The 19,869-nt window shown below is 61.1% G+C and carries 19 protein-coding genes; 8 read left to right on the top strand and 11 right to left on the bottom strand.

All coding sequences use genetic code 11. The features are described 5' to 3' along the window. Window positions 1–144 precede the first annotated feature (144 nt). The 9 genes from yut to crcB form a co-directional block, all read right to left on the bottom strand. Window positions 145–1,143, bottom strand: coding sequence for an urea transporter (yut, locus tag DEJ54_RS08475; RefSeq protein WP_256370536.1), 999 nt, complete (start codon window positions 1,141–1,143; stop codon window positions 145–147). A gap of 21 nt (window positions 1,144–1,164) precedes the next feature. Further along, window positions 1,165–2,100 (bottom strand): urease accessory protein UreD, encoded by a 936-nt coding sequence (locus tag DEJ54_RS08470; RefSeq protein WP_113154175.1) that lies wholly within the window; start codon window positions 2,098–2,100, stop codon window positions 1,165–1,167. A gap of 4 nt (window positions 2,101–2,104) precedes the next feature. Then, on the bottom strand, window positions 2,105–2,755 hold the full coding sequence (ureG, locus tag DEJ54_RS08465) for an urease accessory protein UreG (RefSeq protein ID WP_113154174.1): 651 nt from the start codon (window positions 2,753–2,755) through the stop codon (window positions 2,105–2,107). A gap of 27 nt (window positions 2,756–2,782) precedes the next feature. Continuing rightward, window positions 2,783–3,463, bottom strand: coding sequence for an urease accessory protein UreF (locus DEJ54_RS08460; protein WP_113156175.1), 681 nt, complete (start codon window positions 3,461–3,463; stop codon window positions 2,783–2,785). A 48-nt stretch (window positions 3,464–3,511) separates the two neighbouring features. After that, window positions 3,512–4,081, bottom strand: coding sequence for an urease accessory protein UreE (gene ureE, locus DEJ54_RS08455; RefSeq protein ID WP_113154173.1), 570 nt, complete (start codon window positions 4,079–4,081; stop codon window positions 3,512–3,514). 170 nt (window positions 4,082–4,251) lie between these two features. Then, window positions 4,252–5,970 carry an urease subunit alpha gene (locus DEJ54_RS08450; RefSeq protein ID WP_113154172.1) on the bottom strand — a complete coding sequence of 573 codons (1,719 nt, stop codon included), beginning with the start codon at window positions 5,968–5,970 and terminating at the stop codon, window positions 4,252–4,254. Window positions 5,971–6,007: 37 nt separating this feature from the next. Continuing rightward, the gene (locus DEJ54_RS08445; RefSeq protein WP_113154171.1) at window positions 6,008–6,415 is read right to left on the bottom strand and encodes an urease subunit beta; all 408 of its coding nucleotides are present in this window, start codon (window positions 6,413–6,415) and stop codon (window positions 6,008–6,010) included. Window positions 6,416–6,441: 26 nt separating this feature from the next. Next, window positions 6,442–6,744 carry an urease subunit gamma gene (locus tag DEJ54_RS08440; protein ID WP_113154170.1) on the bottom strand — a complete coding sequence of 101 codons (303 nt, stop codon included), beginning with the start codon at window positions 6,742–6,744 and terminating at the stop codon, window positions 6,442–6,444. 351 nt (window positions 6,745–7,095) lie between these two features. Continuing rightward, window positions 7,096–7,500 (bottom strand): fluoride efflux transporter CrcB, encoded by a 405-nt coding sequence (gene crcB / locus DEJ54_RS08435; RefSeq protein ID WP_113154169.1) that lies wholly within the window; start codon window positions 7,498–7,500, stop codon window positions 7,096–7,098. Window positions 7,501–7,949: 449 nt separating this feature from the next. Between crcB and DEJ54_RS08430 the strand changes: the two genes are divergently transcribed. Further along, window positions 7,950–9,410, top strand: coding sequence for a sensor histidine kinase KdpD (locus DEJ54_RS08430; protein ID WP_113154168.1), 1,461 nt, complete (start codon window positions 7,950–7,952; stop codon window positions 9,408–9,410). Then, the gene (locus DEJ54_RS08425) at window positions 9,407–10,114 is read left to right on the top strand and encodes a response regulator transcription factor (RefSeq protein ID WP_113154167.1); all 708 of its coding nucleotides are present in this window, start codon (window positions 9,407–9,409) and stop codon (window positions 10,112–10,114) included. Before DEJ54_RS08430 ends, DEJ54_RS08425 begins: the two co-directional genes overlap by 4 nt. Window positions 10,115–10,142: 28 nt before the next feature. Here the strand turns inward: DEJ54_RS08425 and DEJ54_RS08420 are convergent, their stop codons facing one another. Together DEJ54_RS08420 and DEJ54_RS08415 are read right to left on the bottom strand one after the other, a co-directional pair. Further along, window positions 10,143–11,273, bottom strand: coding sequence for a transporter substrate-binding domain-containing protein (locus DEJ54_RS08420; protein ID WP_245447758.1), 1,131 nt, complete (start codon window positions 11,271–11,273; stop codon window positions 10,143–10,145). 18 nt (window positions 11,274–11,291) lie between these two features. Next, window positions 11,292–12,383: a calcium:proton antiporter gene (locus DEJ54_RS08415; protein WP_113154166.1), complete on the bottom strand. Its 1,092-nt coding sequence runs from the start codon at window positions 12,381–12,383 to the stop codon at window positions 11,292–11,294. Between the two features lie 534 nt (window positions 12,384–12,917). Here DEJ54_RS08415 and DEJ54_RS08410 point away from each other — a divergent pair. The 6 genes from DEJ54_RS08410 to DEJ54_RS08385 all read left to right on the top strand — a co-directional run bounded on the left by DEJ54_RS08410 (window position 12,918) and on the right by DEJ54_RS08385 (window position 19,842). Continuing rightward, window positions 12,918–14,357, top strand: coding sequence for a TolC family protein (locus DEJ54_RS08410; protein ID WP_204360866.1), 1,440 nt, complete (start codon window positions 12,918–12,920; stop codon window positions 14,355–14,357). Between the two features lie 50 nt (window positions 14,358–14,407). Further along, window positions 14,408–15,865, top strand: a complete 1,458-nt coding sequence (locus DEJ54_RS08405) for an amidohydrolase family protein (protein ID WP_113156173.1) — start codon at window positions 14,408–14,410, stop codon at window positions 15,863–15,865. Between the two features lie 2 nt (window positions 15,866–15,867). After that, window positions 15,868–16,683 (top strand): DUF481 domain-containing protein, encoded by an 816-nt coding sequence (locus DEJ54_RS08400; RefSeq protein ID WP_245447756.1) that lies wholly within the window; start codon window positions 15,868–15,870, stop codon window positions 16,681–16,683. Between the two features lie 98 nt (window positions 16,684–16,781). Continuing rightward, window positions 16,782–17,078, top strand: a complete 297-nt coding sequence (locus tag DEJ54_RS23465; RefSeq protein ID WP_245447754.1) for a YtcA family lipoprotein — start codon at window positions 16,782–16,784, stop codon at window positions 17,076–17,078. A gap of 3 nt (window positions 17,079–17,081) precedes the next feature. Further along, entirely contained in the window at window positions 17,082–18,131 is a 1,050-nt protein-coding gene (gene mdtN / locus DEJ54_RS08390; protein ID WP_113154164.1) for a multidrug transporter subunit MdtN, read from the top strand. Continuing rightward, window positions 18,118–19,842, top strand: a complete 1,725-nt coding sequence (locus DEJ54_RS08385; protein ID WP_113154163.1) for an FUSC family protein — start codon at window positions 18,118–18,120, stop codon at window positions 19,840–19,842. Before mdtN ends, DEJ54_RS08385 begins: the two co-directional genes overlap by 14 nt. Window positions 19,843–19,869: the final 27 nt, after the last annotated feature.

The following is a 19,869-nucleotide window of genomic DNA, read 5'->3' as shown; positions in this document are numbered from 1 at the left end:
CGGAAACAAGCCACGGCAGGCAAAAGGACTTGCAGTTTTGAAACAGGACGATGGCCTGACAATCCTTAAACCGTCAGGCCATCAACCGTCAGGCCATCGCGCCTGATGCTTCGTTGCTGGCGCGGTGCGCCAGACAGGTTTTCTCTACTTCGCCGGTGCGTCCGCCGCCTTGCCGACCAGATGCTCGCGCACACGCTTGTGCGGATGCGGGGCCAGAAGCTTCTTTGGCACGATGAAGAGATAGAGCGTCAGAACATAAGGGGCCGTGAAGGACGGCAGCCCGAGTGGCGACATAAGCACATCGTAGGCCCCTTGCAGGAAGACCGTCACAATCGTCGCCAGAAGCGCATAGGCAATGACCTTCGGCGATGTCTTGAGGAACACCACGCCGATCGCCATGGCGGTGAGCACCGCACTGAAACCAAAGAGCCCCTGGCTGACCGATGACGGGTCTGCCCGCAGGACAATGGCGGCGATCATGGCAATCAGAGAGCCAAGCACTGCCGCGATGCCGGCAGGCCGCGAGGCGATGAGAATACCAACGAGGATAATGACGCCACTGATCTCGTTGCCAAGCAGGAAGACCTGACCGATGTTCCGGAAGAAGATCTGAACGAGCTCGACCGAAGACGGGATCACTTCCGCGCCCTGCACATAGTCGGACACCAGTTTCGGCTGCTCGCTGGAAATGTCGAGCGCACCAAATGCGTAAGCGCCCGCCATGAGCAGCCAGCCCGTCAGGACAAACGGCCCCGTCGATCCCGGAATGCCCCAGCTCTTGGTGATGGTCGCGCCCATGGCGGCGGTCACGACCGTGCTCATGGCCGCCCCGACAATCACATAGAACCAGAGTTCCGGCGATGCGGTGATAAAGGTCGGCATGGCGATGCCGATGAGGATGCCGTTAAAGCCAAACAGGCCGGACGTGATGGAGGCTTCGTCGCACTCAAGCAGCCTTGCCGTGAGTGTTGCCACCACCAGACCGACAAGCGCGCCGATGGTCGTCGCCCAGTCTCCGCCCGCGAAGCTCGCATAGGCAATCGCCACCAGGAACAACAGGCCCGTCAGCGCGTTCTCCATGAAGAACACCTGCCCTGCGCCACGCAGGCACTGAAATAAAAAGCCTTGCCGATTTTCGTTCACAGCAGCCCCCTCACGGATTGATTAGCGCCAAAGGAACTCTTCGGGCAGTGTGCGCCCGCGAGCCTCTTCCCGTACGACTTTCCAGAAACGCCTGACCTCGCGGCGCACATCGTAGCTTTCGATGCCGACGGCGCGCAGCATCAGCCCCGCCCCGTTGGGCAGCGCGGAAACGCCGGAGATTGCGCGCGGATTCTCATCCGGCCAGTTCGTGTCCATGCGCGCCTTGATGCGCTCGGCCGTTTCGGGCGGCGTCAGGCACATGATGTTTGCAAACGCGTCGAAGCCGCGCATCACGGCGGCGAAGTCGCCGGTGTTGTTGCCCTTTTCGATCAGCACCTTCTCGGTGAAGAGCTTGCGCCCGTCCGGGCGGCGCACATTGACCGACATGGAGAGGAGATCGAGGCCGAAACGCTCGCTTGCATGGTGATGCTTGCGGCCGGTCATCATCATCTCGCCATAGATCACCGTGGCGCTCTCATCGACGATCAGGTCCGTGTCGTTGATGAAGCGGGAATCCCGGTAGGGAATGGTGACATCCGGCAGATATTCCAGATACGCGTCCGCGCCGACGACAACCTCCTGATGCTGCGAGGCATAGTTGGCGTCCATCTGGTGAATGCGGTTCGCGCCCTGCGAGGTGACCTGCGCGCAGGCCCCCTCACCGACCGAAATGTCGATCGTGTAGCGGTCGCCCTGCAGGATGCCGCCGCCGACCGAGATGATCGCGCATATCGGCAATTCCGGCATGGCCTCATCCCAGTAGAGCGCCTGCTGCACGAGCAGCGGGGCCACGCGGTAGAGGTCTGAGAGGACCGACCGGTCGCCGCGCCTGGTAAACCCCAGACGCAGCTCCCCGATCTTTCCCGGGCCGGCAGCACGCATCTGCGCAGGTTCGGTCTTGAAGCCACTGAGCTCCCGATAATCGTCGAGCCTTCGCAGGCGTTCGTGCAATGCCATGGCGTTACGCTACCGTGTCTTCAGCCTTGGCTGCCGGCTTCACGTCGAACAGCGCCATATCCATGATGAGCTGCATCAGCTCGTCGACGCCTTCACCGGTCTTGCAGTTGGTGAAGACAAACGGCTTCTTGCCGCGCATGAGCTTGGAATCGCGGTCCATCACGCCAAGGTCCGCGCCCACATGGGGAGCGAGGTCCGTCTTGTTGATGACCAGAATGTCGGACTGGCAGACACCGGCGCCATTCTTGCGCGGGATCTTGTCGCCTGCGGCCACGTCGATGACGTAGATGTAGAAGTCGGCAAGCGCCGGGCTGAAGGTCAGCGTCAGGTTGTCACCGCCGGACTCGATCAGGATCACGTCGCTGTCGGGATACTTCTCTTCCATCTCCTCGACGGCGGCGATGTTCATCGAGGGGTCTTCGCGCACTGCCGTGTGCGGGCACGCGCCGGTTTCAACACCGACGATCTTTTCCTCGACGAGGATGCCCTTGAGCGTGCGGCGAACCTGCTTCGCATCTTCGGTCGTCACGACGTCGTTGGTGATGATCAGCGGCTTCACGCCGAGATCAAGCAAACGCGGCGTGATGGTCTCGATCACGGCCGTCTTGCCGGAGCCAACCGGACCGCCAATGCCAATGCGTGTGATTTTCTTCATTTTGCCAATCCTGCTTCAGCCAGCCACTCAGTTCATGAACAGCCGGACATGTGTTGTCGTGTGATGCGCCACCAGAACGTCGAAGACCGGCGCAAAGCTGGACATCTCTTCCAGCTCCAGGCCGCAGACGCTCGCATATTCGTCCTCGACGCTTTCCTGCGCCGCAAAGAGAATGCGCTGGGTATCGAGGTGATCGATCCGCATGAGGCGCACGGCCGCGCTCATGATCATCGCGGCGACGCCATATTGATGGACGACGAAAGCCTGCTTCTCGTCCGCGCCGAGCTGCGCAAAAGCCATGGCCTGACCGATCGGGAAACAGCCGGGCGTTTCGCCTGCCTTGATCCCGGCCAGCCAGCGCTCGAGATGCGGAAACGCACTGATCTTCAGCGACAGTTCGGCAAGCTTGCGGCCCATGCGGGCGAGCATGAGCTGCTGCTCTTCGCCGACACGCCGGTTCCACAATGCCTGGTCTGCCGCCAGAACGCCGTCATAGTCGCCCGCGGTGATGGCCCGGTGCGCGTGCAGCAGGGCGATCCCGTCCATGTGGGCCGCCTGCCGCAGAACAACCTCGACGAAGCGCTGGAGGCTGTCAGCATCGGTGACAACCTCGGTCTGCAGCGCCGATTCCAGGCCATTCGAAAACGCGAACGAACCAACCGGAAGCGTCGAGTCGGAGAATTGCAGCAGCCGCGACAGAAGCAGCATGTCATTCTTCGGGCGTTTCGCCCCCTTCTTTCGATCCGCCATCGGCCTTCAGTGTTCGTGCACGTGGTGGTGGTGATGGTGCGGCGTCGCGTCGGCACCGGCAAACAGCATGCGCACTTCGCTTGCGTCCAGTTTGGCGGCGATTTCCTCGCCCGGCGCAAAATGGCTCTTCACACCTTCAATGGCGTGGGTCTTCATCACCGAAGCCATGACCTTCTGGTCGACGGAAAGCGGCACATAGACCGTGCTTCCCTTGATCACGGCAGGCCAGTGCTGGTTGCCGAGCGCATGGCCAAGCTGGAAGCAGATGTTCAGGATTTCCTGCGGCGTGCGGCTCTCGAGGCTCTCAAGCTCGATCACCATCACTTCCTTGAGCGCGATGCGGGCCACGACGATGAGGTTCTTCGCCTCGTCATGGTGGAGGATGTCTCCATTGTGCAGGTGCTGCGAACGCGGCAGCGAAATCGCGATCTCGACACCGCCTTCGCTCATCTTGCGCAGACGGCTTTTGGGGGCTTCCCACTGTTCAAGCGCCAGATAATCCACCTGCAGGTCTTTGGCCTTCTCCTGCCAGACCGGATCGTTCAGGTTTCCAAGAGCATTTTCGACAAGAATCATTTTCTATCCCTGGATGCTGTAGCGGTTGCGCCAAAATTCGTCCGCCATGCCCGCGAAACCGCCGGGCTGCGGCGGAAACTGCATCGGCGTTTCTCCGAAACAGACTTCTGTGAAGGGTATTGAGACGCCCGCGCAGAAAAGCCGAAGCTCCTGCGCGGGCGTCATGTCTCTTAGCTGAAGAAGTGGAGCTGGTTCAGCGGCAGGCTGGTTGCCGGCTCAATGGTTGCATGCTTGCCATTGACGGTGACCGCGAAGGTTTCGGGGTTCACCTCGATCACCGGCAGCGCGCTGTTGCGAACCATCGAGTCCTTGCTGATCGTGCGCGTTCCGTGGACCGGAATCACGTGCGACTTGAGCTCGTAATGGTCGACAATGCCGTCTTCGTAGGCCGCCTGCGACGTGAAGGTGACGCGCGTCTTCGGCAGCGCCGAACCGAACGAACCATACATCGGGCGGTAGCGAACCGGCTGCGGCGTCGGCAGCGATGCGTTCGGATCGCCCATCAGCGCCCAGGAGACGAAACCGCCCTTGATGACCATTTTCGGCTTCGCGCCGAAGAATGCCGGCTCCCAGAGAACCAGATCGGCCATCTTGCCCACTTCAATCGAGCCAACCACATGGCTGACGCCCTGTGCGATGGCCGGGTTGATGGTGACCTTGGAGACAAAGCGCAGCACGCGCTGGTTGTCGTTGCCGGACGTGTCGCCCTCGTAGGCTCCCATGCGCTTCTTCATGAGATCTGCGGTCTGGATCGCGCGGACCCAGTTTTCGCCGACACGGCCCATGGCCTGGCTGTCACTGGACAGGATGGAGATCGCACCGAGATCGTGCAGCACGTTCTCTGCGGCGATGGTTTCCGGACGAACGCGGCTTTCCGCGAACGACACGTCGGTCGGGATCTTCGGGCTGAGGTTGTGGCAGATCATTGTCATGTCGAACAATTCTGCCTGCGAGTTGATGCCGTAGGGCAGCGTCGGGTTGGTCGAGCTCGGAATGACGTTCGACTGCCCGGCAACGCGGATGATGTCCGGCGCGTGTCCGCCACCCGCACCTTCCGTGTGGTAGGTGTGGATCGTGCGGCCCTCGAAAGCGGCGATCGTGTTTTCCACGAAGCCGGCTTCGTTCAGCGTATCGGTGTGGATGCAGACCTGGATGTCGAAATCGTCTGCGACACCGAGCGCGGTGCGGATCGCTTCCGGCGTGCTGCCCCAGTCCTCATGGATCTTGAGGCCCATGACGCCGGCGCGCAGCTGCTCTTCCATCGGCAGACGGGTCGAGCAGTTGCCCTTGCCCAGAACGCCTGCATTGACCGGCCAGCCGTCGAACGAGCGGAGCATCATCTCCACGTTCCACGTGCCGGGCGTGATGGTCGTGCCATTGGTGCCGTCGGTGGGGCCGATGCCGCCGCCAAACAGCGAAGTCACGCCATTGCTGAGCGCGGCCTCGGCCTGCTGCGGGGAGATGAAGTGCACGTGCGCATCGATGCCGCCGGCCGTGAGGATCAGGTGCTCACCGGAGATCGCATCGGTGCCCGGTCCAAGCGCGAGACCGGCCGTAACGCCCGACATGATCGCCGGGTTGCCGGCCTTGCCGATGGCGCAGACCAGACCGTTCTTGATGCCGACATCGGCCTTGATAACGCCCTGCACCGCGTCAACGATGGTGACGTTGGTGATGACGAGGTCGGGCGCGCCGGCGGCGCTGGTCAGCTCATTGTCGAAGCCCATGCCGTCGCGCAGCGTCTTGCCGCCGCCATAGACGGCCTCTTCACCGTAGACGCGCAGGTCTTCCTCGATCTCGATGTAGAGATCGGTATCGCCGAGGCGGATCTTGTCGCCGGTCGTCGGTCCGTAAAGGTCGGAATACTGCTGCCTGGAAATCTTTGCCATTTCATAAGTCCTGTAAAACGAGATTGCGCCCGGGCGATTATTTTTCCGTCTTGAAGCCGTACCGCTCGACGCGCTCCATGGCATCGGCGAGACGCGGACGGGAATCGTCGTAGCTCTCGTCGCCGACCCAGCCATTGACGAGGCCGTTGAAGCCGATCGCGCGCTGCTTGCCCTGATACGGGACCAGCGTGACTTCCTTTTCATCGCCCGGCTCGAAGCGCAGGGCTGTCGTGGCAGGGATGTTCAGGCGTTTTCCGAAGGCCTGCTCCCGGTCGAATTCCAGAGCGGCGTTCACTTCGAAGAAATGAAAGTGGGAACCAACCTGGATCGGACGGTCGCCCGTGTTGCGCACCTTCAGGTCCGTGGTCGGGTAGCCGGCATTGATTTCAATGTCGCCTTCGCCAAGCACCAGTCCGCCGACTGGCGTTTTTTTCTGTTCGGTCATTTAAGAAGCTCCCTTCGCGGCACGCACTACTGGATAGGATCGTGGATCGTCACAAGCCGGCTACCATCGGTGAACACGGCTTCCACCTGCACGAAAGGAATCATCTCGACGACGCCTTCCATCACATCGTCGCGGGTGATCTCCTTGCGGGCGATCTCCATCACTTCCTCGACGGTCTTGCCGGCGCGCGCGCCGTTGAGAGCGGCCACTGAAATGAGCGAAACGGTCTCGGGGTGATTGAGCTTCAGCCCCTGATCCTTCCGCTGCTGAGCGACCTGCGCAAGCGTGTAAATCAGAAGCTTGTCGATCTCTCTTGGTGTAAAGTGCATGTACTTCTTCCCTGTCAGAATGGATAAACTTGCACGTCGCGCAGGTCGGTGGGGCACCGACATGCAGACAATCCCTGCCAGCCGCAGATCCAGAAAAAGCGCAACTCCTCCGGATCAGAGCTGTTTGACGACGATTTAGCGACACACCTCCCAAATGCTTTTATCGCTCAAAGAAGACAAAAAAGCCCGCTTGATTGTAAAAACACCCAAGGCGAACGTCGCGCCGCCACGTAAAAGCCACCCTCCTTCAAAAACCCTCTAATACCTGCCATATAATACAGAACGCATACAAGCGTATTTCATTTTTTATTGATTAACCAGAGGTTAACATAGAAAAACGCCATACATATACTAAAACGCTTGCACTCCATTGAAATACAACTTGGCGGCGTGCACGCCAATGAACGCAAATCCGAACGAAACGACGATCGTGATGAAGACGTAGTAGAAGGCGGCAAGGCTTTCGCCCTTATCGATCAACTGGATCGTATCAAGCGAGAACGAGGAGAATGTCGTGAAGCCGCCCAGAACGCCGGTAACGACAAGGGCCCGCCACTCTGCAGAACTGACGGCGGCGCGCGATATGATCTCGACAGCAACACCGATCACGAAAGAGCCGATGATGTTGACGATCATCGTGCCCCAGGGGAAAGCATCTCCCCAGATGCGGTTGGCGAGAAGCCCGACCGACCAGCGCCCAACCGAGCCAACGGCTCCACCGAAAGCGACAAGAAGCGCAAGAGAAAAGTAATTCATCGCCCCAGCAAGCCCCACTGAAATCCATTACCTATGTAAACCATTAATACACCGGACTCACACACGCAATGAATTCATATGGAATTTTTAATATACTTGACTACATAAATAAAAATTGAAAATATACAATCAAGAAACCGCCTGATATAAACCGATATATGTCGACTGGTCTATTCTCAAAAACTGGTATCCATACGTGTTGACAGCTTCGCATTCTAAAAAAGCGCCAGCGACTCACACACTCCCCACCCCTCCAGGCCGTCGAAAAGGCGCCCATGGATGCGCAAGCCGCCTTCGGGGCCATACCTGGCCAGCGAACTCCTGCAAATTCTGACGAATACTGACCAAATCTTACAGGTATCGCCGCTTTTTAGCCGCTTCACGAGAAATGACGGTTTTCACCGGCCTTGCCTTCTTGCACCGGCCCAAAGCTTGCGTCATCAAAGGTCATGCTCGACCTCAAGACGCTGCTGCTGCTGGAATTCTGCACGACGACACTCCAGGCAATCGCCTGGGTTCTCGTGTGGATGTCCTGGCGTCATCTCTATGAGCTGAAAGTCATCGCCGCCGGCTTCGTGGCCATCGCGCTCGGCCTGCTTCTCCTGCTTCAGCGCGGTCAGGAAGCCTCGGCGCTGCGCATTGTACTCGACAACATGATCATCAAGATCGGCCTGGTTCTGCTTGCCGATGGCATGGCCCGGTTTCTCGGCCAGCCAAGATGCCTGAGGATCGGCATCTTCTGCCTTGTCGCACATCTCGTCTTCTGGTCCATGGCGGTGGCGCTCGCACCCGAGCGCCTCGAACTACGCATCCATGCCTCCACGGCTTTCACCGTCGTCATGATGGGGGTCATGATCAAGACCCTCTACATGGACCGCACCCAGCCGCCCTTCCTGCGCTGGATCACCATCGCTTTGCTGGGGGAATATATCAGCGCAAGCCTCCTGCAGAGTTTCCTGCTCTACTGGTACCCGGACACTTTCGCGAATGGCGCGCTGCTGAGCGATGTGAACGCCTGGTACTTCTTCCAGGGCCATCTGTTCATCGTCGGCTTTTTCATCTGCCTTCTGTTCATGGTCGGCATGCGCCTTTCAAACGACCTGCGCGACAGGAACTCGGCGCTCGCCGGCGAGGTTGCCGAACGGCGGCGGTTGGAAGGCGAACTCTCCGCCAGCCTTGATGCGGAAAAGGCCGCGCGCGAAGAGCAGCGACAGCTCATTCGGATGGTGAGCCACGAATTCCGCACCCCGCTGGCCGGCATCCGCTATGCCAGCGAGATGCTCGAGATGATGCTCAAGCGCCGCTCGGAGGCCGTCACCAAGCGCCTCAGGAGCATTGATGACGCCGTCTCCCGGATGACCATGCTCATCGACCGGTTTTTGTCGACCGAACGACAGGTCGAGGGCGTGCTCAAGGTCGAGCAGCTGGACATCGGCGAACTGACGCAGGACATCCAGCGGCATTTCGATCAGGTTGGTCTTGGCGACCGACTGCACTTCACGACCATCGAGGCGGTTTCCGATTACTGGGCGGATGTCGAGATGCTGCGCACCGTAATCGTCAACCTGATCGACAACGCGCTCAAATATTCAGCCGACGACAAACCGGTCGAGATCGCCATTTCCGCGCGCAACAAACTTCTCATCATGGAGGTGTCTGATCGCGGCATCGGCATTCCCGAAGGGGCGCTCAGCCATGTGGGACGACGCTTCTTTCGCGCCCCGAACACGGGAAAGACGGCGGGCAACGGTCTTGGGCTTCACACATGCCGGCAATTGCTTGGCTACCACCGTGGCGCGGTAAACCTGAAGGCGCGCAGCGGCGGCGGCACTGTCGCAACCGTCATGCTGCCGATGCCCGGCCTGGTGCCGATGAACGATACGGAGCGGTGGGAGGAGAAAACCGCATGAGCCGGATACTGATTGTCGAAGATGAAGATGCTCTCAGGGGCGACCTGATCGACTACATGCACCTGCAGGGGTTTGACGCAGCCGGCGTTGGAACGGCCGGTGAGCTGAAAAAAGCCCTTGAAGTGCAGGCACGGCCCGACGTTGTGATCCTCGACATAACCCTGCCGGACGGCGACGGCTTCCATCTGGCGGAGATGATCCGGGCAAGGCTCGATTGCGGCATCATCATGCTGACTGCGCATGGCGACACAGAAAGTCGGGTGCGCGGCTTTGACAGCGGCGCGGATATCTATCTCGTCAAGCACAGCAGCCTGCGGGAGATCACCGCAGCGGTTCACAGCCTGCTGCGCCGCCTGCCCCAGAACCAGGCACATGACGGGCAGACAGGAACCTGGGTGCTCGATACGGTGAGCTGGACCCTGCTTTCTCCCGATGGCAGTTCGGTAAAGCTCACCGCGACCGAGAATTCCTTCATCGGCGCACTGATCGAGAATTCCGGCACGCCACGCTCCCGCGAGGAACTGGCCCGGATCCTCTCCCGGCGGCAGACCCAGTTCGACAACCGCCATCTCGACGCGGTGGTGAGCCGCTTACGACGCAAGATCCTCGACCAGACCGACATCGACCCACCGATAAAATCCGTCTACGGCGTCGGCTATTCCTTCAGCGCAGCCGGAAAGATCGGCAGTCCCGACCTGAGCTAGGGTCAGGACCTCAACCGTTCTCATGCCTTCAGGGATTGCTCCCGAAATACTGCACCGCAAGCTCGCGGATCGTCCCGTCCTCCCGGGCCCCGATCACCTCGACGGTGAGCGGTTTGCGCAGCGGGCTCTGCGGCGGCAGGCCGAAGCCGTATTTGTCGGGATTGAAAACCGCGCCGACAACCGAGAAAGGCGCTGCCGGGTGGTTGTTGGCGAAATACTCCAGCACCGGCTTGTCGCCGATGATCGCATCCACATGCCCTTTGAGAAGGGCATCGGCGGAGCGCGAAATATTGGGGAACGGCACCACGGCCAGTCCCGCAGCCTGTGCGAACTCCTCGGCCGTGCTCCCGTCCGTAACCGCGATAACGCGGCCACCGAGATCGGCAACGCTGTGAATTTCGCCACGCAGGGACAGGGTGGTCATCACGCTGGTTACCGAAGAGGTCACGAATGCGACGACAATCACACCGAAGACGAGCCACAGGCCCTGCCAGACACGCCCGAACCAGCCAAACAGGTTCTTGCGCGCAGGCGGCTTGCCCGAGGTGGCAATCGTCATGACAGAGTAAAAGCTCTCCGCCAGCCCGTCGCGCCAGCGTTTGGGAAATGATGTGTCGAAATGCCGGTCAAAGAGCGTGTAGCCAAACGTAGCGGCAAGAACGACGAAACCAAGCCACGCATAGGCTGTAAGAAAGCCTGAATCCCGCAGGCCCCGCAGCAGCTCCCACAAGCCGTTCGAACCACTGTCATTGACCATGATGCGCAGACCGGAATCGAACCATGGCTGCGTGAATTCGATGCGTTCGGCGCGCGTCTCGGTGATCGTGAGATTGGTGACGGCGACATCCAACTCGCCTGCGGCCGTTGCATTGACCATCTCGCTGACGGTGTCGAACGGCACGTAACGATATTCCAGCTCCAGTTCTTTGGCCAGATACTCCCAGAGATCGATGGCCATGCCGGAGAAGCGCCCTTCCTCTTCGGAAACGAAGGGCGGGCTTTCGTGAACCCCGACGATCAAAGGTTCGTCCTGTGCGGCCGCGGGTGCCGCGACGCCCAGGGTCATGGCGCAGATGACAGCCAGCGCCAGACGCTGAAACCAGATGGCGGTAAAGCGAAGAAGGCCGCGATTACGAGGTGGCGTTTGCTGGTTCGTCATGGTGGCGTGCACGGAAAATCAGGGAAGGATCGAGATGGTGATAAAGGCGGCGAAGATCACCAGGTGAATGCCGCCCTGCATGATCGTGGTTCGCCCGGTCGCCAGCGACAGCGTGCTGGTGAAGAGCGTCAGCACGAGAAGCACCATGTGCTCGGACGCCAGACCGAGGATCAGCGTCTTGCCCTGAAAAACCGAAATCAACGCAACGGTCGGAATGGTCAGACAGAGGCTGGCGAGCGCCGAACCGAGCGCCAGATTGAGGCTGGTCTGGAGACGGTTCTGTGCAGCCGCGCGGATGGACGCAATGCCTTCGGGCATGAGCACCATCAGGGCGATGACCACGCCAACCAGTGCGTCGGGCAGGCCGGCCTGTTCTATCTTCTCCCCCACGGGATCGGCCAGGATTTCCGCGAGCATGACAACGGCGACAAGCGACACAGGCAGCGCCAGAAGCGAGGATATGAGCATACGGCGTGGCGGAGGCTCATGCGCATGATCCTGCCCATGTCCCTGGGGCTCTCCTATATCGAGAAAGTCGTCGCGATGGCTGAACATCTGGACGAACAGGAACAGCGCATAAAGGCTGAGCGAAACGACGGCGACGAAGATAAGCTGTGCCGGCGCATAAACCGGCCCCGGCTCGCCGACCGTGAAGTTTGGCAGCACAAGACCGAGCACGGCCAGCGTGCCCAGAACGCCCAGAGCCGCCGTGGCGCTGCGCCCCTGAAAGCCCTGCTCATGATAGCGAATGCCGCCGACCAGCAGGCAGACGCCGACAATGCCGTTCAACACGATCATGATGGCTGCAAAAACGGTATCGCGGGCCACCGGGCTGTCGCCTGCGGGATCAGCCAAAAGAACGGACACGATCAGCGACACTTCGATAATCGTCACGGCCAGCGCCAGAAGGATCGAACCGAAGGGCTGGCCAACCCGATGGGCAATCACCTCGGCATGATGGACTGCGGAAAAAACCGACAGAAACAGAAACGGCGCAGCGAGGAGTAACAGAAAGACTGAAGTCGTTTCACCGGCCTGATGTTCGATGAAGAACGATAAGCCAAGCGCCACAATGGGCGCTGCGAGTGTCCAGGCTGGATTACGAATCATTTCGCCAATCTTCCAAGCAATAAATATCGAAGCGTATGTGAGGGGCCTGACGCCAAACGGTTAGCCATATTACGATTATGCGCATCGAAGCATTATCCTGCGCCCTGTACGAATGAAACCCGCGCATTCTGAAAACCTGTTCACAGGAAACACGGTTCTTTGGCCCATCCATTCGGATTCAGACGGTTTTTCCCGAATTTCCGGCGAGTCAACCGTCAACATGACGTATTTTTCCGGAGTCCTGCCGCGGCTAAACGCGTGAGAAGAAGTAAAACGACGGTCTTGACCTTGCCTTCGGGAAACGAAAGAACTCCAATAGATGCTATTGGCGCCGACACGCTTTTTGCAGGAACGCTGTAATCTTGGTGTCGAATTGGTGACCTAAGTCTGGAAGCAAGTGCAGCGCGACCGCTGCGGGTTTGAGTAGCAATGGGGCGTTGTGTGTCGCGAACAACAAGAGTCACTGTTTCCCGTCTCCCCAGGCTTGCCCTGCTACTGGCCCTGAGCGCCTTACCGGCAGCCTGTGTATCCGAGATGTCCGAGCTGACCTCGCCCGCGCCCGACCAGGCGTGGAATGCTGAAGGCAAGAGCGGCGACTATTCTGTGCCGGCAAATATGGAGGCGGCTTCCCCCATCTCCAGCGCCGACCAACGTTCTCCCGCATCGTCCACCCCGCAGATCCGCAGGGACCACGCCTACACGCTGCCCGAGCTGATCGACATGGGGCAGCGGCTGAACCCTGCGACGCGCGTTGCATGGGAGCAGGCGCGGCAGGCGGCCACCGCCGTGGGCATGGTCGAGGCCACCTTCCTGCCCGTCATCACGGCCAACATCATCGCCGGTCAGCAGGAGGTGACAACGCCGATCCCCACGCTGACAGGCGGCACAGCCTATCTCGACACGACCGTCAGCGGCGCGGTTCCGAGCGTCACCCTGCAATGGCTGATCTTCGATTTCGGCGAACGACAGGCATGGCGCGACGCCGCCAAGCAGAACGCCTATGCAGCCAGCGTGAGCTTCAACGGCACGCATCAGGCGCTGATCTACAACATCACGCGCGCCTATTATCAGTATGGTGCGGCCAGCAGGAACCTGCAGATCGCGCGGCAGACGCTGACCAACAGCCGGCGTCTGCAGGATGCCGCCAACACACGCTACAAGAACGGTGTTGGCACCACGATCGAAACCGCACAGGCGAAACAGATCGTCGCCCAGTCCGGTTTCCGCCTCGTGCAGGCCGAAGACACGGCGCGCGATTCCTATCAGGATCTGCTTGGCGCAGTTGGCCTCTCGCCCCACACCAACATCAAGATTGCCAGCGATGCGGCGCGTCGTCTGCCGCGTCCGCGCGCCCTGCCGACCGAAGAGCTGGTCAGGACCGCGCTCGCCCGCCGGCCCGACGTTCTGGCAAGCTACGCAGCGGTGAAAGCCAGCGAGGCCAATGCCCGCGCCGCCGACGCCGCCTTCATGCCAAAAGTCTATCTCGGCGCGATGGCAGCCGCGAACAATGGCCGCATTCAGGCCGGCAGCCTGCCGGGCCTCGGGCTTCAGAACACCTCGACCGGCATCGTCGTCGGCGCTTCGGTGCCGATCTATGATGGCGGCCTGCGCGCCAACCAGCGCCGTCAGGCGCAGTCGGTAACGAGGGCGGCCATCGCCACCCATGAGCAGGTACGCACCGCAGCCATCCGCGAGATTGTCGTCGCCTCCGACACGCTGCGCTCGGCGCTGGCTTCGCACAACGCTGCGAGCGAACTCGTCAATGCGGCCAGCGTCACCTACAACGCGTCGTTCGAGGCCTTCAAGAACGGGCTCGTGCCGATCACCGATGTGACGACGGCGGAGACCGGGCTTCTGGACGCGCGACAGGCGCAGGCCGACGCCCATGCCGCCTCGCTGATCGCGGCCTCCACGCTCGCCTTCTCGCTCGGGAACATGACCTCCAAGAACGCACCGTCACAGGCGGTTCGCTAGTTCCGGTCATTGTTGCGCCGGAACACAATCCATTCGCCCAGGAGAATATGATGCGGCTTCGTTTGGGAAAGAAATACGGGCACCTGGTTCACGGCCTTAACTGTGCCTGCCACAGTCCTGAAGCGCTCAGCCTTTTTCAGCGTGTCGACAAGGGCCTGTCGCGCCGCTCGGTCCTGCGCGGCATCGCGGCAACACTGGCCGCGCCCGCTCTTGGCGTTGCCTCGCCAAGCTTCGCACAGCCGGCTCCAAAGCCGATCCTGCTCAAGAATGTGCGTATTTTCGATGGCCGTTCGGCGCAGCTCATCGATGGCAAATCCATCCTGATCGAAGGCGCGCGCATCGCAGCCCTGCCGGCGCAGGACGACACCGTGAGCGATGCCGAAATCATCGATTGCGGCGGACGCACGATCATGCCCGGCATGATCGACGCGCACTGGCACACAATGCTTGCCGGCATTTCCCAGGTGACCGCGATGACAGCGCAGGTGCCCTATGTGCATCTCGTTGCGGCCGAAGAGGCGGAGCGCACCGTCATGCGCGGCTTCACCTCGGTTCGCGATGCGGGCGGCCCCTCCTTCTCCGTCAAGCGTGCGATTGATGAAAGCCGCATCCCCGGCCCGCGCATCTATCCGTGCGGTGCCATGGTGTCGCAGACTTCGGGCCATGGCGACTTCCGCCCGCTCTACGAGCTGCCGCGTTCGCCCCAGACCAATCTGAGCCATGCGGAAGAAGCGGGCATTTCGGCGATCGCCGATGGCGTGCCGGAAGTTCTGCGCCGGGTGCGCGAACAGCTCATGCTCGGAGCGAGCCAGATCAAGATCATGGCGGGCGGCGGCGTTGCCTCCGCTTACGATCCGCTCGACAGCCTTCAGTTCACCGAGGAAGAAATCCGCATGGCCGTGACGGCCGCTGAAGACTGGGGCACCTATGTGTGCGCCCATGTCTACACTTCGAATGGCATCAAGCGCGCCCTGGCCGGCGGCGTCCGCTCCATCGAGCACGGGCAGCTTGCCGATGAAGAGGCGGCGCGCCAGATGGCCGACATGGGCGCGTGGTGGTCCATTCAGCCATTCCTCGCCGATGAAGATTCCAACATGTATCCCAATCCGTTGCAGCGCGAGCAGCAGAAGCTGATTGCCGAAGGCACGGTGCGCGCCGTGGAGCTGGGCAAGAAGTTCGACGTCAAGATGGCGCTGGGCACCGACATCCTGTTCAACCCGCAGGCGACCGCCAGCCAGGGCAAGCAGCTGACCAAGTTCGCCCGCTGGTATGACAATGCCGACGTTCTGCGGATGCTGACGAGCGGCAATGCCGACCTGCTGGCGATGTCGGGACCGCGCAACCCCTATTCCGGCAAGCTCGGCGTCGTTGAAGCCGACGCCTTTGCCGATCTTCTGCTGCTCGACGGCAATCCGCTGGAAAACATCGACCTGATCGCCGATCCCGAGACCAGCATGAAGCTGATCATCAAGGATGGCCGCATCCAGAAAAATACACTGGGAGCATAGGAATGCGTGCATCACTGGCTGTTCTGGCTGCCGCCACCCTTACAGCGACTGCACTTGGCGCGAATGCCTCGGACCTTCCTGTTCCCGCAGGGAACGAGGGCGAAACCGAGCGCCCGTGGGTGCTGCAGATCACGCCCTATGTGTGGGGCACGGGCCTCAGCGGCGATGTATCGCCGTTTCGCCGCGGCCCGACAATCGGCATCAAGAAGAGCTTCTCCGATGTGATTGAGGATCTCGACTTTGCCGGCTTCGTGAATGTCTGGGGCCGGTATGAGCGCTTCGTGTTTTCAGCCGACATGCTCTACGTCTCGACCACGGACAGCAAGGTCGTCCACGGCACGATCCCGCGCCCGCCCGTCTCCGTGCGGCTTGATGCATCGATCGACACCAGGCAGTTCACCTCGACGCTGCAGGCCGGCTACCGCGTGATCGAAACGCCTGACTTCACATTCGACGTGCTCGGCGGCGTGCGCTTCTGGCACATCTCGAATGATGTCGATCTGGACGTCGAGGTCGCCGGCCAGAAGCGCAGGATCAGCTATGGCGAGGATTTCGGCTGGGTCGATCCGGTCATCGGCGCGCGCGCGTTTCTGCGCATGACGGAGAAGCTCTCGCTTCAGGCACAGGCCGATGTCGGCGGGTTTGGCGGTGGATCGAACTCCACCTGGTCGGTTCTGGCCACGGCGAATTACACGATGACGGATCACCTGTCCGTGTCAGCCGGCTACAAATATCTCGACATCAATTACGAAGATGACGGGCACGTGTTCGACACGACCATGAGCGGGCCGGTTATCGGTCTTACCTATCGCTTCTGACCAATCGGCATAACGGTTTCGGGCATGCATGGCCCGAAACCGCCCGCAACCAGCAGCGTCGTCCGGAGCGACGACCGACAGACGAAAAGGAGGTTACCGTGCGAAGACAATCCAGCCCCCGCACCGGTGGCCGTTTCAGGTTCCTCTTGCCGCTGGCCACGCTTCTGGCCGCCAGTGCGCCCGCTCATGCGGCAGCGCCCTCGGTGCCCATGTTCGGCAGTTTTTTCCCTTACTGGCTGCTCAGCCTTTTTGCCGGCGTCATTCTGACGGTCATCGTGCGGCTGGTTTTCGTCCTGATCGGTCTCGATGACATCCTGCGCTGGCGTGTCCCTGTCTATATGAGCATGGCTCTGGGGCTCACCTTCATCATCTCTTTCCTGGCATTTGGGCGCTAGAAAATGAAGCACTCCCCTTCCCGTCGCGTTCTCGCCGTCCTCGGTGGTGCAATCAGTCTGGCGATCATCGCTGGCGCAGGCGCGCTCGCCTATCGCAGCCATCTCGAGACACAGGCCAATCCGCTATCCGACGATGCATCGCTCGATGCCGAAACGGTGAGCATCGCCGCCGGCGTTGCCGGGCGCATCAAGGCCCTGCATGTGAGCGAAAACGCCATGGTCCGCGAGGGCGACATTCTTGTCGAGCTGGACGATTCCGCATACCGGATGGCGGTGGAGCAGACCCGTGCGGACCTGGAGATCGCAACGGCGGCCGCCCACGACCAGACACGCAACATCCAGGCCGAGCGCGCCAATGCACAGATCGCCGCCGAGCAGGTTGCGCGCGCCACGGCCAATCTCGAACTGGCGACCCAGACGCTCGACCGCCTGCTTCCGATGCAGTCCAAGGGCTATGTCTCCGCGCAGCAGATCGATGACGCCAGGACCGTCAAGCGCGATGCGGAAGTCAGCCTGAACGAGGCGCTGCGTCAGCAGGAAGCCGCCGAGGCGCTGGTGGGCGATGAAGAAGGCGTCGAAGCGCTGATCCGCGCCCGTCAGGCCGCCCTCGCCATCGCCGAACATGAGCTGGCCGGCACGGTGATCCGCGCACCCGCCGATGGGCGCGTGGTGGATCTGACGGTCGGCAAGGGCGGATATGTGCTGCCAGCGCAGTCCATGTTCACCCTCATCAAGACCGATGCGTGGTTTGCCTCCGCCGCCTATGTCGAAACCGTTCTCCCGAGCATTTCCGTCGGTGATTGCGCCACCGTCTACGCACTTGCCGACCGCAAGCGGGCAATCAAGGGAACCGTGGAGAGTATCGGCTGGGGCGTTTCGTCAAAGGATTTCATCAGGCTGCCCGTGGGCCTGCCGATCGTGCCGAAGTCGCTCGACTGGGTGCGCGTTCAGCAGCGCTTTCCGGTGCGCATCCGGCTGGTCGATCCCCCGGAAGATCTCATGAGAGTGGGCGCATCCGCCGTTTCGGTGATCCACCGCGATGACTCCTGCTAGCTCACCCCTTTCGCGCCTGCTCAGCCAGGCCTGGGCCGACCTGCAGCCTTTTGCCGGCCGCTTCGGGCTGACCTGGCGGGTCGCGCTTCTGTGCGCGATCGTCACCGCTGCGGCGATGATGTTCAAGATTCCGGAAGCGTCGATCAGCTGCTACCTGATCATCTTCCTGATGAAGGAAGACGCCGTTCAGAACTGCCTGATGGGTTTCGGGCTGATCCTGCTGGCCACGCTGGTGGTCGTGCTCATGATCCCGGTGATCAATATGAGCATCGACAGCCCGGCCATGCGGCTGGCGATCATGTTCGGCGTCTCCTATGTCTTCCTGTTTTTGAGCTCGACCACACCGCTCGGAGAGCAGGCCGCCATTGTCGGCCTCATCGTCGCTTTCATCATGACGCTGGTGACGGATGTGCCGATTGGCCAGATCGGCAATCAGGGGCTTCTCGCGGCCTGGAAAATGGCCTGCATGCCCATGGCCCTGATGATCCTGTTCAATCTGGTCCTCGGCATTCCCGCACAGACACTGGTGCGCAACAGGATCGTGCGCCGGCTGCGCGCCAGTGCAGACGTGCTGGAGCACCCTGACGCAGGCGAAGAACTGCAGGAGCTGCTGGCCGAAGGCAACGACCTTTCCCTGCAGCAGATGCTGACGGTGAAGCTGCTTCACCTGATCTCCAAAGAGAAATCGACATGGCTGAACGGTGCTGTCGAGACCAGCTATCGCGTCATGCTTGCGTCGCTCGCACCTGCGGGCAGCATTACCCCGGAACGCGCCCGTGCACTGGCAGACGCCCTCCGGCAGGCTGCCGATGAGATCGCCTCGGGCAACATCCCGGCTGCCCCTGCACCCGAAAACGCGACCGATGACAGTGCTGCCGCACGCAAACTGTCCGAGGCGCTTGCAGCGCTTTCACAACCCGATGGCGGCGCGTCGCCGAAGCCCGCCCCGCAGCGGCTTCTTGCGGCTGACGCCTTCACCAACCCCGATCACCAGCGCTATGCGCTGAAAACCTCGCTGGCCGCGATCATCTGTTACCTGATCTACACCGGCATTCAGTGGGACGGCATCCACACGGCCCTGATCACCTGTTATGTGGCCGCGCTCGGCACGACGGGTGAAACCGTGCGCAAGCTCACGCTGCGCATCGTTGGCTGCCTCATCGGCGCTGCCATGGGCGTTGGCGCGCTCCTGTTCGTCATGCCGCACCTCACCAGCATTGGCGGACTGATGATCCTCGTCTTCGCCGGCACGCTGGTGGGCGCGTGGGTCTCCTCCGGAAACGAGCGCATCTCCTATAGCGGCGTCCAGATCGCCCTCGCCTTCCTGCTGACCACGCTGAACGGATTTGGCCCCAGCTTCGAGTTCTCGCAGGCCGGCGACAGGATCATGGGCATTTTCGTCGGCATCTTCGTGATCTACGTCATTTTCACGCAGTTCTGGCCGAAAAGCGTCGTCAACGAGGTGCGCGACACGCTCGACCGCGTCAGTCGCGATCTCAAATCTCTGGCTGGCGAAACCAAGGATCGGCGCGACAGCGATCTGGCAATTTCCATGCGCGCCTTTGGCGATCTGGAACACGCTGACGAGATGCTGGACATGGCCTATTTCGAGCCTCGCAGCGAGCGCGCGCCCAATGAGCAGCTTGATGGGTATCGCGTGACGCTGGAGGACATGCGCAACCGGCTCTGTGGCCTTCAGGCCAGGGCATAAAGCCGTGCTCCGGAGACCGAAACAGCG

Source organism: Nitratireductor sp. OM-1 (genome assembly GCF_003296175.1).
Lineage (GTDB): Bacteria > Pseudomonadota > Alphaproteobacteria > Rhizobiales > Rhizobiaceae > Nitratireductor > Nitratireductor aquimarinus.
Note: the sequence above shows the minus strand (reverse complement) of the source record. Positions and strands in the feature narration are given on the sequence as shown.